Origin of the sequence: Limnohabitans sp., from assembly GCF_031539105.1 — a bacterium.
In the GTDB taxonomy this organism is placed as follows: Bacteria; Pseudomonadota; Gammaproteobacteria; order Burkholderiales; family Burkholderiaceae_C; genus Limnohabitans.
In genome coordinates, this window is record NZ_JAVKLM010000023.1 from 1 (window position 1) to 13,063 (window position 13,063).

Below are 13,063 nucleotides of genomic sequence, written 5' to 3' on the forward strand. Positions count from 1 at the left end.
CACGGCCGCTGCGCGACGCGCGCTCTAGCGCCCACACCAAAGCCTCGGGCCGGGCTGCCTCAATCTCGGCAGGCTTGAAGCCAAACGAGGACAGCCACTGCGCCGCGATGGTCAGGTACTCGTCTTGGCTGAAGGGGTAAAAACTCACCCACAAACCAAAGCGCTCAGACAAAGAAATTTTCTCTTCCACACCCTCTCCCGGATGCACTTCGCCATCGTCGCTGTGGGTGTAGGTGAGGTTTTCCTTCATGTACTCAGGCAACAAGTGGCGACGGTTGCTGGTGGCGTAAATCAACACATTGGGCGTCGCTGCTGCAATTGAGCCATCCAAAATGGACTTGAGCGCTTTGTAGCCCGGTTCGCCGTCTTCAAAACTCAAGTCATCACAAAAGATCATGAACTTTTCGGGTCGCTCAGACACCAACTCAATGATGTCTGGCAAGTCGGTCAGGTCGTCTTTGTCGACTTCGATCAAACGCAAACCTTGTGGGCCGTACTCGTTCAAGCAAGCTTTGATGAGAGATGACTTGCCAGTGCCACGTGCACCGGTGAGCAACACGTTGTTAGCAGGCAAGCCCTTCACAAACTGCTCGGTGTTGCGCTGGATTTTTTCTTTTTGGCCGTCAATTTCTTGCAGGTCAGCCAACCCCAACTTGGCCACGTGACGCACGGGCTCTAAGCCGCCGCGGCCGTTGCTTCGCTTGCGATAACGAAAGGCCACACTGGCCAACCAGTCTGGTTCAACCATGGGTTGCGGCAGCACCTGTTCGATGCGAGCCATCAACGCCTCGGCGCGTTGCACCAAGCGTTCTAGGGGGTGAAGTTCTTCTGTCATTAGCTGCGGTAATCTGCGTTGATACTGACGTAGTCGTGGCTCAGATCGCACGTCCACACGGTGTCGCTTGCCGTGCCGCGACCCAAGACCACGCGCACGGTGATTTCAGATTGCTTCATCACACGCTGACCGTCTTCTTCGCGGTACTTGGGGTGACGACCACCTTGGATGGCGACATGCACATCGTCCAAATACAAGTCAATACCTGTTTGGTCTAGGTCGGTGATGCCGGCATAGCCTACGGCGGCCAAAATACGGCCCAAATTGGGGTCGCTGGCAAAGAAAGCAGTTTTCACCAACGGTGAATGCGCAATGGCGTAGGCCACTTGACGGCACTCAGCACTGGTCTTGCCGCCTTCCACACAGATGGTGATGAACTTGGTGGCGCCCTCGCCGTCCCGCACGATGGCTTGCGCCAATTGGCGTGCCACTTGCAACATGGCTTGCAGCAAAGCTTGGCCTTCTGCACTTTGCAAACTGGTGATGGACGCGTGCTGCGCTTTGTTCGTGGCGATGACCACGAACGAGTCATTGGTCGACGTGTCGCCATCCACCGTGATGCGGTTGAACGAGCCTTCGGCCAAAGCCAAAGACAGTTCTTTCATCAACTCAGGGTCCACGCATGCATCGGTGGCTACATAACCTAGCATGGTCGCCATGTTGGGGCGAATCATGCCTGCGCCTTTGCTGATGCCGGTCACGCTTACCGTTACACCGCCAATTTGCACTTGTGTGCTGGCAGCTTTCGGCACGGTATCTGTGGTCATGATGCCTTCCGCAGCATCAGCCCATTGCTGGGCGCTACCTGCTTTACCAGCAGCAGCGATAGCAGCGGGCATGCCCGCGATGATGCGGTCATGTGGCAGGGGTTCCATGATGACCCCGGTGGAAAACGGCAACACTTGATTGGCAGAAATGTGCAAAGCCTCGGCCATAGCCACGCAGGTTTCGCGTGCGCGCTTCAAACCTTCTTCGCCGGTGCCCGCATTGGCGTTACCCGTATTGACCACCATGGCGCGAATGCCTTGGCCTGCGTCTAAATGCTCGCGGCACACCTGCACGGGCGCTGCGCAAAAACGGTTTTGCGTGAACACACCACTGACAGATGCGCCTTCGTCAATCAAAACAACCGTCAAGTCTTTGCGACCCGCTTTACGGATACCTGCTTGGGTGACACCAATGCGCACCCCCGCAATGGCGTGCAAATCTGCAGGACTTGCAGGATTCAGATGGACAGCCATATGTTTAAGCCAACTTTCCGTGACAGAACTTGAATTTTTTACCGCTGCCGCAAGGACAAGGTTCGTTGCGACCGACGCTGGGCATTTGTGCAGCGAAGGTGGCTTCATCTGCAGTAGTTACCGCTTGACCCGACTCGTCAGGAGCGGTGTAAGTGACGTTATGCAAGGTTTCTGCACGGTCTTCCAGCTCTGAGGCAGCTTGTTCGATTTGCTCGTTGGATTCAATCTTGACCGTCATCAGCACACGCGTGACTTCGTTCTTCACCAAGTCAAGTAACTGGCCAAACAACTCAAACGCTTCGCGCTTGTACTCTTGCTTGGGTTGCTTTTGTGCGTAGCCGCGCAAGTGGATGCCTTGGCGCAAGTAGTCCAAGGCTGCCAAATGCTCGCGCCAATGGCTGTCGATGTTTTGCAGCAACACCACACGCATGAAGGGCGTGAATTGATCAACACCGACACGGTCGAGTTTGGTTTGGAATGCCGCGTGCGCAGCTTCAACCACTTGCTCCAAAATTTCTTCGTCGGTGATGGCCGACGCTTGTTGCACCGTGGCTTGCAGTGGCATCTCAATCAGCCACTCCTGCAACAAAGCGCGCTCTAAGCCTGCGATGTCCCACTGCTCTTCTACCGACTCTTCTGGCACATATTGACGCACCAAGTCGGTAAAGCTGCCTTCACGCAAGCTGGCGATTTGAGCGGTCAAATCGGTAGCATCCAAGATGTCGTTGCGTTGCTGGTAAATCACGCGACGCTGGTCGTTGGACACATCGTCGTATTCCAACAATTGCTTGCGAATGTCAAAGTTACGAGCTTCCACTTTGCGCTGCGCGCTCTCAATGCTACGAGTGACGATGCCCGCTTCGATAGCTTCGCCTTCTGGCATCTTCAAACGGTCCATGATGGACTTGACGCGCTCGCCTGCAAAGATGCGCATGAGCGAATCATCCAAGCTCAGGTAAAAGCGTGAAGAGCCTGGGTCACCTTGACGGCCTGAGCGGCCACGCAATTGGTTGTCAATACGGCGTGACTCATGACGCTCCGTCGCGATGATGCGCAAACCGCCCAATGACTTCACCTCATCATGGTCCTTGGTCCATTGCACGCGCAAGGCGTCAATTTGTTTTTGCTTTCCTGCGGCATCCAATGCTTCATTGGCTTCCACTTCAGCAATCGCTTTTTCTACGTTGCCGCCCAAGACGATGTCGGTCCCACGACCGGCCATGTTGGTGGCAATCGTGATCATCTTGGCTCGTCCTGCTTGCGCAATGATGGTGGCTTCGCTGGCATGCTGTTTGGCATTGAGCACTTGGTGGGGCAACTTGGCCTTTTCCAACATCTCAGCAATCAGCTCTGAGTTTTCAATCGACGTGGTGCCGACCAACACGGGCTGGCCGCGCTCGTAGCATTCGCGAATGTCATCAATGGCAGCGACGTATTTTTCAGCGGTGGTTTTATAAACACGGTCTAACTGATCATCGCGCTTGCTGATGCGGTTGGGTGGAATGACCACAGTTTCCAAGCCATAAATTTCTTGGAATTCGTAAGCTTCTGTGTCGGCCGTACCGGTCATGCCACCGAGCTTGTTATACAAGCGGAAATAGTTTTGAAACGTGATGGACGCGAGCGTTTGGTTCTCGGCCTGAATCTCCACACCTTCTTTAGCTTCCACGGCTTGGTGTAAGCCATCGCTCCAACGGCGACCTGACATCAAACGGCCAGTGAATTCATCCACGATGGTAATTTCACCATCTTGCACCACGTAATGCTGGTCACGGTGGTACAGGTGATTGGCACGCAAAGCAGCGTACAAGTGGTGCATCAAGCTGATGTTGGCTGGGTCGTACAGCGACGCGCCTTCAGCCAACAAACCATTGGCACTCAAAATTCGCTCTGCGTTCTCATGACCTTGCTCGGTCATGAACACTTGGTGTGATTTCTCGTCCACCGTGAAGTCGCCCGGCGTGATGATGCCCTCGCCAGTGCGCGGATCTTCTTCACCCACTTGGCGTGTCAATGCGGGCACGATGCGGTTAATAGCCACATACAACTCGGTGTGATCTTCGGCTTGACCACTGATGATGAGTGGCGTGCGTGCCTCGTCAATCAAGATAGAGTCCACCTCATCGACGATGGCGTAGTTGAGTTTGCGCTGCACGCGGTCTGCGGCTTCGTAGACCATGTTGTCACGCAGATAGTCGAAGCCGTATTCGTTGTTGGTGCCGTAGGTGATGTCGGCACGGTAAGCGGCTTGCTTTTCTTCGCGTGGCATCTGTGGCAAGTTGATGCCCACGGACAAGCCCAGCCAGTTGTACAGGCGCGACATCCATTGCGCGTCACGGCTGGCCAAGTAGTCGTTCACTGTCACCACATGCACGCCATTGCCAGCCAGGGCATTGAGGTACACAGGCAATGTGGCCGTGAGGGTTTTGCCTTCACCCGTGCGCATTTCTGAAATCTTGCCGTTGTGCAAGGAAATGCCGCCCAGCATCTGCACGTCAAAGTGACGCATTTTCATCACCCGCTTAGACGCTTCGCGCACGACGGCGTAGGCCTCGGGCAACAACGCGTCTAAGGTTTCGCCACTGGCCACGCGAGTTTTGAATTCGTCAGTTTTGGCACGCAAGGCGTCGTCGCTGAGCTTCTCCAAAGAAGGCTCTAACGCATTGATCTGCGCAACGGTTTTGCGGTATTGCTTGAGTAGGCGCTCATTGCGGCTACCAAAAATATGAGTCAAGAAATTGAGAGCCATGCGAGCACTGCGGTGATCTTGTTTCCAGTTGAAAACAAGGGTCGCAAAATCCTTTTTGAAAGGCTTGATAGAAGCTGTGAATTTTAACCGTCAGCAGCCTCATAATTGCTGCATGGCCACCCGTTCTACGCCTCATCCTGACACTCTGGCTGCTTATCGCGCCCTGGGCTACAGCACGCCTCCCAAAGCCAAGGTGTTTAGTCGCGGCAAATCGCAAACCTTAGAGCAAGTGGTCAATTCGGCACCTTCTTTGGCCCAGTTCTCAGCCATTGCGCGTGACACCCAAAACCGACTCAAAGCCATTGCACCTTTGTTACCCGTGTCACTGCGTTCACTCATTCAGTCCGGAGGCGTTGAGGGTGACGCGTGGTGTCTGCTCGTGCCTAATAGCGCAGTAGCCGCCAAACTGCGCCAAACATTACCTGCTTTGTGCGCCCACTTGCGCACCAAGGGCTGGACGGTGAACACCATCCGCGTGAAAGTGAAATCGCCTAGCTAGATCACCAAGCGAATTGGTAAAGAAAAAACCCGCTACGCCAAAAGCGTAACGGGTTTTATTTTGGTGCCGCTTGTCGGAATCGAACTGACGACCTACCGCTTACAAGGCGGGTGCTCTACCAACTGAGCTAAAGCGGCGCAGGCAGAATTCTAACCTAAGTTTCGTGCTTTACTTCACGCGCTTGAGTGTTGGACGACCAGCAGGGGACGTGGGTGCAGGTGGTTCGTCATCAGACGCACCTTCTGCATGCGGTGTTTCCACTGCACTCAAGGCAGGGCGAACAGGCGCAGACTTTTTGGGCACAACCACTGCATCTGATGAAGTGGTCATGGGGAAAGACATGCCTTGCCCATTTTCACGCGCATATATTGCCATCACACGGTTGATGGGAATGATGATCTCGCGTGGCACACCACCGAAGCGGGCTTTGAATTCGATGAACTCATTGCCCAGTGTCATACCTGCCGTGGCGTCATAGCCCACATTCAAAACAATCTCGCCGTTCTTCACATACTCCATAGGCACCTGCACGGTCTCGTCAACGAAGACCGCCACGTAAGGCGTGAAGCCAGTGTCCGTACACCACTCGTGCATAGCACGCAGCAGATACGGACGGGTGGAAGATGCATCTGGAGCGTTCAACATATGAATTACTTACGCATGACCTTTTCAGAGGGTGTCAGTGCTTCGATGTAGGCAGGGCGAGAGAAGATGCGCTCGGCGTACTTGAGCAAGGGTGCTGCGTTCTTAGACAAGTCAATGCCGTAGTGATCTAAGCGCCATAGCAACGGGGCAATCGCCACGTCGAGCATGGAGAAGTTATCACCCAGCATGAACTTGTTCTTCAAGAACACGGGGGCCAACTGTGTCAAACGGTCACGGATGTGAGCACGTGATTTTTCCAAGGCTTTGTCGTTGGCTTTGGCAGCACGAGACTCCAAAGTGGTGACGTGTGTGAACAATTCTTTTTCGAAGTTCAACAAGAACAAACGCACGCGGGCGCGTTCAACCGGATCGCCGGGCATCAATTGTGGATGTGGAAACCGCTCGTCGATGTATTCATTGATGATGTTGGATTCATACAAGATCAAATCGCGCTCAACCAAGATTGGCACTTGTCCGTATGGGTTCATCACGTTGATGTCTTCGGGCTTGTTGTAAAGATCAACATCGCGAATTTCAAAATCCATGCCTTTTTCGAACAAGACAAAACGGCAGCGATGTGAGTAGGGACACGTAGTTCCCGAATAAAGCACCATCATGATGGGCGGCTCCTAAAAATCAAAAAGAGTGGCAGGCTAACCTGTCACTCCGTGAGGTGACAACGGGCACAAGGCCCATTGCCGAATTGACGCAGATTATTTGATGTCTTTCCAGAAGGAAGCATTCAAACGCCATGCGATAAACATAAAGCCAACCAAGAACAACATCACCCACACGCCGATGCGTACGCGGGTGTTTTGTGCTGGCTCAGCCATCCATTGCAAGTAACCGACGAGGTCACCCATGGCTTGGTCATATTGCAACGGCGTCATATTGCCAGGCTTGATCTGCTCCCAACCTTTGAAGGTTTGAACTTGATGGCCATGCTCTTCGTGCGTGTCAAAAACTGGACGACGCTCGCCTTGCATTTCCCACAACACATGGGGCATACCCACGTTCGGGAATACCAAATTGTTCCAACCTGTGGCTTTGGTTTCGTCACGATAGAACGTACGCATGTAGGTGTAGAGGTAATCAGCACCTGTGCCACCGTGACCTGCACGTGAACGTGCGATCACAGTCAAGTCGGGCGGTGTTGCACCAAACCACTCTTTGGCCTGTTTAGGGTCAATGTTGGATTTCATGGTGTCGCCGACTTTTTCAGTCGTGAACAACAAGTTGTCTTTGATCTGCTGTTCAGTCAAACCGATGTCTTTCAATCGGTTGTAACGCATGAAGGCGGCAGAGTGGCAGTTCAAGCAATGGTTGACAAAAATCTTGGCACCATTTTGCAAAGCTGCCAGATCGTTGGTTTTATTTGGCGCTTTGTCCCAAGCGATTGTGTCGCCGCCAGATGCTTGCGCACCAGACACTACACCAAGGGCCAATGCCAAGCTGAGAATGATTTTTTTCATGGTTATGTTCTCCGTGAATCTCAGTGAGGCTTGAAAGTGATGCGATCAGGCACCGGCTTTGTTTCACCGATACGGCTCCAAATTGGCATCAACAAGAAGAAGCCGAAATAGAACAAGGTACCGACTTGAGACACGCGCTCACCAATGGCTGATGGTGGTTGAACGCCCAAGTAAGCCAAAGCAATGAAGTTCACCACGAACACACCGTACATGTACTTGTGCCAATCAGGACGGTAGCGAATCGAGCGGACCGCGCAGTTGTCTAACCAAGGCAAGAAGAACAAGATGATCACAGCGCCACCCATCACGACCACGCCCCAAAATTTGGCGTCAATCGAGAGCATGAGCAAGGACACAAAGACAGCTGCACCCACCACGCCAGCTTTGACGATCTTTGGCAAGTTAGTTTTAGCAACGCCAAAATAGGCGCCCGCCAAAACGCAAGCGATCAAGACGTACATCATTTCGCTGGTGATCGCACGCAACATCGAATAGAAGGGCGTGAAGTACCACACTGGTGCAATGTGCAACGGTGTCTTCAATGGATCCGCAGGGATGAAGTTGTTGTATTCGAGGAAGTAACCACCGAATTCAGGCGCGAAGAAAATGATTGCGCTGAACACCAACAAGAAACCGCTCACACCCAAGATGTCGTGCACGGTGTAGTAAGGGTGGAAAGGAATACCGTCCAAAGGATGGCCATTGGCATCTTTTGGCGCGTTCGGGCCTTTGATTTCCACGCCATCTGGGTTGTTTGAGCCAACTTCGTGTAAAGCAATGATGTGCGCGACCACCAAGCCCAACAGGACGAGTGGCACAGCAATCACGTGGAAGCTGAAGAAACGGTTCAAGGTGGCATCGCCCACCACGTAGTCACCACGAATCAGCAAAGCCAAGTCAGGGCCCACGAAAGGCACGGCAGCAAACAAGTTCACGATCACTTGAGCGCCCCAATAGGACATTTGGCCCCATGGCAACAAATAACCCATGAAGGCTTCAGCCATCAATGCCAAGAAGATGGCACAGCCAAAGACCCAAACCAATTCACGTGGCTTGCGATAAGAGCCGTAGATCAAACCACGGTACATGTGCATGTAAACCACGACAAAGAACGCAGAGGCACCGGTGGAATGCATGTAGCGAATCAACCAACCCCATGGCACGTCGCGCATGATGTACTCGACTGATGCGAAAGCCAAATTGGCATCAGGCTTGTAATGCATGACCAAGAAGATGCCGGTCACGATTTGAATCACCAACACCAACAGTGCCAGTGAGCCAAAAAAGTAGAAGAAGTTGAAGTTCTTCGGTGCGTAGTACTCGGAGAGGTGCTCTTTGTACATTTTTGAAGCAGGGAAACGGTTGTCCACCCAGTTCAATAATTTTTCGCCAGCACTGGCGTTCGGGGAGATTTCTTTAAATTCAGCCATGGTGTGTCCTATCAGGCTTTCTTGTCTTCACCGATCAACAACTTTGTGTCGGAGAGGTACATGTGTGGCGGGACTTCGAGGTTGTCTGGTGCAGGCTTGTTTTTAAACACGCGTCCAGCAATATCAAACGTTGAACCGTGGCAAGGGCACAAGAAGCCACCGCTCCAATCATCGGGCAATGAGGGTTGCGCACCTGTTTGAAACTTGTCCGAAGGCGAGCAACCCAAGTGAGTGCAAATACCCACAGCCACGAACACTTCAGGCTTGATGGAGCGGGCTTGGTTGCGTGCGTAAGCTGGCGTCAATTCGCTAGGCTTGCGCTCAGACTTAGGGTCAGCCAACTGAGACTCGGTCTTGTTCAAAGACTCCAGTTGCTCAGGGGTGCGCTTGACGATCCAAACGGGCTTGCCGCGCCATTCGACTGTCATTTTCTCGCCGGGTTTGAGGGCGGAGATATCGACTTCAACAGCAGCACCGGCAGCTTTTGCTTTTTCGGATGGCTGGAATGTACTAACGAAAGGCACAGCAACCGCTGCGCCACCGATTGCACCTGCGCAAGTCGAGGCAATCAGCCACGTGCGTTTACTGGTGTCTACTGGGGTGTCACTCATGGAATTCCTCAAACAATCATCACTGGTTTGGCTAACCATTCATTGTAGCTGACCGCCAAGACTGCCTATTTTTTACGAATTGCTTTCACTTCAACGCAAGGTTAAGCCTGTGATAATTAGAATACTTTAATATTCATAAAGGAGTTTGCATGTTGAAAGAGTTCAAAGTATTCGTCGTACGCGGCAACGTCATCGATTTGGCGGTGGGCGTCATCATCGGCGCAGCTTTTGGGAAGATTGTGGATTCGGCTGTGAATGACTTGATCATGCCCATCGTGGCAGCTTTTATCGGCCATCTCGATTTTTCTAATTTCTTCCTCGCACTTGGTACCGCGCCTGAAGGCACGGCCATGACGCTGGACGCCATGAAAAAAGCCGGCGTCCCCGTGTTTGCTTACGGCAACTTCATCACTGTTGCCGTGAACTTTGTAATTTTGGCCTTCATCATTTTCTTGATGATCAAGCAAATCAACAAGCTCAAAGGTCATGGCGAGCCTGAAGCTGCAGCACCCAAAGAAGAAGTGCTGTTGCTGCGTGATATCCGCGACAGCCTGAAAAAGTAAGCCGCGCTCGCTTGGGTCAGCCGCACATGGCGCGCGCCATGGCCACTGCTGCCAGCAAGCTGGATGCATCAGCCTTCGCCGTACCAGCCACATCAAACGCAGTGCCGTGGTCGGGGCTGGTTCGCACCAGCGGCAGACCCAAGGTAACGTTCACGCCGTACTCGACGCCAAGGTATTTCACAGGAATCAAGCCTTGGTCGTGATACATCGCGATGACCACATCAAACTCACCCGCTTTGCCATTCTTGGCCCGTGCGCGCATGAACACCGTGTCTGGCGCAAACGGTCCACTCACTTGCATGCCTTCGGCACGCGCTAGCTGCAACGCGGGAATGATGATGTCTAACTCTTCGCGCCCCATCAAACCACCCTCGCCTGCATGCGGGTTCAAGCCCGCCACGGCCATGTGCGGCGCACGGCCTGTGGTAGCCAGCTCAGCCGCATGGGTGATGCGCAGGGTCTGCAATATGTTGTCCACCGTGACCGCGTCAATCGCTTTGCGCAATGGCACATGAATACTGACCAACACGGTTTTAAGTTCGGGATTGGCCAACATCATGCGTACGGGCATATCGCCAACCGACACGCCAGCATGCGCTGCGGCGCAAGCCTGCAACATTTCGGTGTGACCAGGAAACGGCACGCCCGCCGCAAACAAGGCCTCTTTGTGCAAAGGCGCTGTCACCACAGCCGACACTTCACCCCGCAAGGCTGCTTGCGCCGCCCACACCACGCAGTCGGCGGCCAGCTTGCCAGCTGTCGCGCTAATTTGTCCCCATGCGGGCAGTTGGTCAGCCGCCAATGCTGGCGTGACTTGCAGCACAGGGATGGTGAAGGGCGCTTTGACTAACGCAACCTCTTGCACATCGCTCACCCACTGAATGTGCATTTGAGGTGCGTGGTATTCACACTGCGCCACGAGCAAGGCCGCACGTTGCATGACCGCCAAGTCGCCCACAACCACGCAGCCTTGCAGCTGCTCGGGCGCATCACGAAACGCTTTGACGATGATCTCTGGGCCAATGCCCGCTGCATCGCCCAGCGTGATGGCCATGGGCCTGATGTGATCAGCCATAGTCATGCGGGGTTGTCAATCTCAATGAACTGGTGCGTGATGCCCAGTTGCGCCGCCACATACGCCGCCACAGCAGGTGCGCCATAACGCTCGGTGGCGTGATGGCCGCAGGCCAAAAACGCTACGCCGGTTTCGCGGGCTAAATGCGCTTGCGGCTCTGAAATCTCACCAGTGATGAACGCATCCACCCCCGCTGCAATGGCTGCTTCGAAGTAGCTTTGTGCGCCACCCGTGCACCACGCCACTTTGCGAATTTCGCGGGGAGGCATTTGCACCACGACAGGCTCGCGCTGCAAAGTTGTCGACACCACAGTTGCCAAGACATTCGCATCGGCAAACGCTTGGCCATCTATACGTGTGCCCCACAGCCCTAAATCTTGTTCGCCAAACGCGCCTTGCACTTGCAGCCCCAAGCGTTTGCCCAGCTGTGCGTTGTTGCCCAGCTCGGGGTGCGCATCCAGCGGCAAGTGGTAGGCCAACAAATTGATGTTGTGCGCCAGCAGCAACTGCAAGCGCTGCTTCATCCAGCCTGTGACCGTGCCGTCTTGACCGCGCCAAAATAAACCGTGGTGCACAAAAATGGCATCGGCCTTGGCATCGATCGCTGCCTCAATCAAAGCACGGCTGGCGGTCACGCCAGACACGATGTGGCGAACAGTGCCTGCACCTTCCACCTGCAAGCCATTCGGCCCGTAGTCTTTGAAACGTGCGGGCTGCAACAGTTCGGTACAGACGTTGAGCAAGGCTTGGCGTGTGACGGTTTTGCTCATCGGGGCGGCTTTACTTTTGAATCTTAGGTTTGGGGCGTTGCGCGGGTGTCACGTCCAGCGTGAGGGTTTGGTTGCGGCGCATCACTTCTAGCTTGGCACTCTTGCCGGGTGTGAGGGCTGCAATTTGCGTCAACAACTCACCCACGTTTTTCACGGGCTGTCCGGCCACTTTAAGCAGCAAATCGCCAGGGCGCAAACCCGCGTTGGCCGCGGGTCCGTTTTGCAATACACCCGTGACGATGACGCCTTCGGTTTGCTTCAAGCCAAATGTCTCGGCCAGTTCAGCCGTGAGTTCCATGGGCTCAATACCTACCCAGCCGCGCACCACTTGGCCATCGCGCACGATGCCCTCCAACACTTGGCGTGCGGTCGACACGGGAATGGCAAAGCCTATACCCATATTGCCGCCCGAGCGCGAATAGATGGCGGTGTTGATACCAATGAGATTGCCATTCACATCCACCAAGGCGCCACCCGAATTGCCGGGATTGATGGCTGCATCGGTTTGGATGAAATTTTCAAAGGTGTTGATGCCAAGTTGGTTTCGGCCCAAGGCAGACACAATGCCGCTCGTCACCGTTTGACCAACACCGAACGGGTTGCCAATGGCCAATACGCGATCACCCACTTGGGCGGTATCTGAGCTACCGAGTGCAATGACGGGTAAGCGCTCTAAGTTGATACGCAAAATGGCCAGGTCTGTGTCTGGGTCAGTACCAATGACTTGCGCCACCGCGCGACGGCTGTCGCTGAGCGTGACAACAATCTCTTTCGCACCCTCAATCACATGGTTGTTGGTGAGGATGTAGCCTTCGGAGCTGACGATGACCCCACTGCCCAAACCTTGCTGCGGCGCTTCGTCTTCACGGTCGCCGTAAAAGAAGCGAAACCATGGGTCGTTTTGCAGTGGGTGCGCGGGTGCATTGGCCTGCGTGGTGGCAATGCTCACCACCGCAGGTGAGGCCAATTTGGCTGCAGGGCTAAAACTGCCGGGCATGGGCGCACCAGAAACATTGGGTGCCGCTTCAATCAACGTCACGCCACCACTGACAGCGGCAGGGCGAAGATTGAGCCACTCAGGCTTTAAGGCGGTCACCACAAACCAAATGGCCACCAACACGGTGACCACTTGAGAGAACAACAACCATTGACGTTTCATGGTGTGTTTGCGCT

Annotated in this window: 13 protein-coding genes and 1 tRNA gene; 2 read left to right on the forward strand and 12 right to left on the reverse strand. The window is 54.1% G+C overall.

Annotation, left to right across the window (positions count from 1 at the left end):
• From RMR24_RS06870 to secA, 3 genes are all read right to left on the reverse strand, one after another.
• Window positions 1–835: ATP-binding protein (locus RMR24_RS06870; RefSeq protein WP_310614343.1), on the reverse strand; the 835-nt coding region annotated here is incomplete at its 3' end.
• Window positions 835–2,076 carry a bifunctional glutamate N-acetyltransferase/amino-acid acetyltransferase ArgJ gene (gene argJ / locus RMR24_RS06875; RefSeq protein ID WP_310614344.1) on the reverse strand — a complete coding sequence of 414 codons (1,242 nt, stop codon included), beginning with the start codon at window positions 2,074–2,076 and terminating at the stop codon, window positions 835–837. The genes argJ and RMR24_RS06870, both read right to left, overlap by 1 nt.
• Window positions 2,077–2,080: 4 nt before the next feature.
• Window positions 2,081–4,825: a preprotein translocase subunit SecA gene (gene secA / locus RMR24_RS06880; protein ID WP_310614345.1), complete on the reverse strand. Its 2,745-nt coding sequence runs from the start codon at window positions 4,823–4,825 to the stop codon at window positions 2,081–2,083.
• Between the two features lie 112 nt (window positions 4,826–4,937).
• Here secA and RMR24_RS06885 point away from each other — a divergent pair, with 112 nt between their 5' ends.
• A complete protein-coding gene (locus tag RMR24_RS06885; RefSeq protein ID WP_310614346.1) occupies window positions 4,938–5,324 on the forward strand; it encodes a hypothetical protein in 387 nt (128 codons plus the stop codon).
• A 61-nt stretch (window positions 5,325–5,385) separates the two neighbouring features.
• On the opposite strand, the gene RMR24_RS06890 is transcribed toward RMR24_RS06885, so the two are convergent.
• The 6 genes from RMR24_RS06890 to petA all read right to left on the reverse strand — a co-directional run bounded on the left by RMR24_RS06890 (window position 5,386) and on the right by petA (window position 9,482).
• A tRNA-Thr gene (locus tag RMR24_RS06890) sits at window positions 5,386–5,461 on the reverse strand.
• 31 nt (window positions 5,462–5,492) lie between these two features.
• Window positions 5,493–5,969 carry a ClpXP protease specificity-enhancing factor gene (locus RMR24_RS06895; RefSeq protein WP_310614347.1) on the reverse strand — a complete coding sequence of 159 codons (477 nt, stop codon included), beginning with the start codon at window positions 5,967–5,969 and terminating at the stop codon, window positions 5,493–5,495.
• Window positions 5,970–5,974: 5 nt separating this feature from the next.
• Complete coding sequence (locus RMR24_RS06900) at window positions 5,975–6,586, reverse strand: glutathione S-transferase N-terminal domain-containing protein (protein ID WP_310614348.1); 612 nt, start codon at window positions 6,584–6,586, stop codon at window positions 5,975–5,977.
• A 96-nt stretch (window positions 6,587–6,682) separates the two neighbouring features.
• Window positions 6,683–7,441 carry a cytochrome c1 gene (locus RMR24_RS06905; protein ID WP_310614349.1) on the reverse strand — a complete coding sequence of 253 codons (759 nt, stop codon included), beginning with the start codon at window positions 7,439–7,441 and terminating at the stop codon, window positions 6,683–6,685.
• A gap of 20 nt (window positions 7,442–7,461) precedes the next feature.
• Window positions 7,462–8,871, reverse strand: a complete 1,410-nt coding sequence (locus RMR24_RS06910; RefSeq protein WP_310614350.1) for a cytochrome bc complex cytochrome b subunit — start codon at window positions 8,869–8,871, stop codon at window positions 7,462–7,464.
• A gap of 11 nt (window positions 8,872–8,882) precedes the next feature.
• On the reverse strand, window positions 8,883–9,482 hold the full coding sequence (petA, locus tag RMR24_RS06915; RefSeq protein ID WP_310614351.1) for a ubiquinol-cytochrome c reductase iron-sulfur subunit: 600 nt from the start codon (window positions 9,480–9,482) through the stop codon (window positions 8,883–8,885).
• A 149-nt stretch (window positions 9,483–9,631) separates the two neighbouring features.
• On the opposite strand from petA, the gene mscL reads away from it, so the two are divergent.
• Window positions 9,632–10,045 carry a large conductance mechanosensitive channel protein MscL gene (gene mscL / locus RMR24_RS06920; protein ID WP_310614352.1) on the forward strand — a complete coding sequence of 138 codons (414 nt, stop codon included), beginning with the start codon at window positions 9,632–9,634 and terminating at the stop codon, window positions 10,043–10,045.
• A 16-nt stretch (window positions 10,046–10,061) separates the two neighbouring features.
• Here mscL and pdxA read toward each other — a convergent pair whose 3' ends face one another.
• From pdxA to RMR24_RS06935, 3 genes are read right to left on the reverse strand one after another with little or no spacing between them, the layout of a single operon-like run.
• A complete protein-coding gene (gene pdxA / locus RMR24_RS06925; protein ID WP_310614412.1) occupies window positions 10,062–11,120 on the reverse strand; it encodes a 4-hydroxythreonine-4-phosphate dehydrogenase PdxA in 1,059 nt (352 codons plus the stop codon).
• A gap of 2 nt (window positions 11,121–11,122) precedes the next feature.
• Complete coding sequence (locus RMR24_RS06930; RefSeq protein WP_310614353.1) at window positions 11,123–11,890, reverse strand: Nif3-like dinuclear metal center hexameric protein; 768 nt, start codon at window positions 11,888–11,890, stop codon at window positions 11,123–11,125.
• A 10-nt stretch (window positions 11,891–11,900) separates the two neighbouring features.
• Window positions 11,901–13,049 (reverse strand): trypsin-like peptidase domain-containing protein, encoded by a 1,149-nt coding sequence (locus RMR24_RS06935; protein ID WP_310614354.1) that lies wholly within the window; start codon window positions 13,047–13,049, stop codon window positions 11,901–11,903.
• Window positions 13,050–13,063 lie beyond the last annotated feature (14 nt).

Coding starts and splice junctions, on each gene's coding strand:
- RMR24_RS06910 (WP_310614350.1), bottom strand. CDS start 8,871: ATGGCTGAATTTAAAGAAATCTCCCCGAACGCCAGTGCTGGCGAAAAA.
- mscL (WP_310614352.1), top strand. CDS start 9,632: ATGTTGAAAGAGTTCAAAGTATTCGTCGTACGCGGCAACGTCATCGAT.
- RMR24_RS06905 (WP_310614349.1), bottom strand. CDS start 7,441: ATGAAAAAAATCATTCTCAGCTTGGCATTGGCCCTTGGTGTAGTGTCT.
- argJ (WP_310614344.1), bottom strand. CDS start 2,076: ATGGCTGTCCATCTGAATCCTGCAAGTCCTGCAGATTTGCACGCCATT.
- petA (WP_310614351.1), bottom strand. CDS start 9,482: ATGAGTGACACCCCAGTAGACACCAGTAAACGCACGTGGCTGATTGCC.
- RMR24_RS06900 (WP_310614348.1), bottom strand. CDS start 6,586: ATGATGGTGCTTTATTCGGGAACTACGTGTCCCTACTCACATCGCTGC.
- RMR24_RS06885 (WP_310614346.1), top strand. CDS start 4,938: ATGGCCACCCGTTCTACGCCTCATCCTGACACTCTGGCTGCTTATCGC.
- secA (WP_310614345.1), bottom strand. CDS start 4,825: ATGGCTCTCAATTTCTTGACTCATATTTTTGGTAGCCGCAATGAGCGC.
- pdxA (WP_310614412.1), bottom strand. CDS start 11,120: ATGGCTGATCACATCAGGCCCATGGCCATCACGCTGGGCGATGCAGCG.
- RMR24_RS06930 (WP_310614353.1), bottom strand. CDS start 11,890: ATGAGCAAAACCGTCACACGCCAAGCCTTGCTCAACGTCTGTACCGAA.
- RMR24_RS06935 (WP_310614354.1), bottom strand. CDS start 13,049: ATGAAACGTCAATGGTTGTTGTTCTCTCAAGTGGTCACCGTGTTGGTG.
- RMR24_RS06895 (WP_310614347.1), bottom strand. CDS start 5,969: ATGTTGAACGCTCCAGATGCATCTTCCACCCGTCCGTATCTGCTGCGT.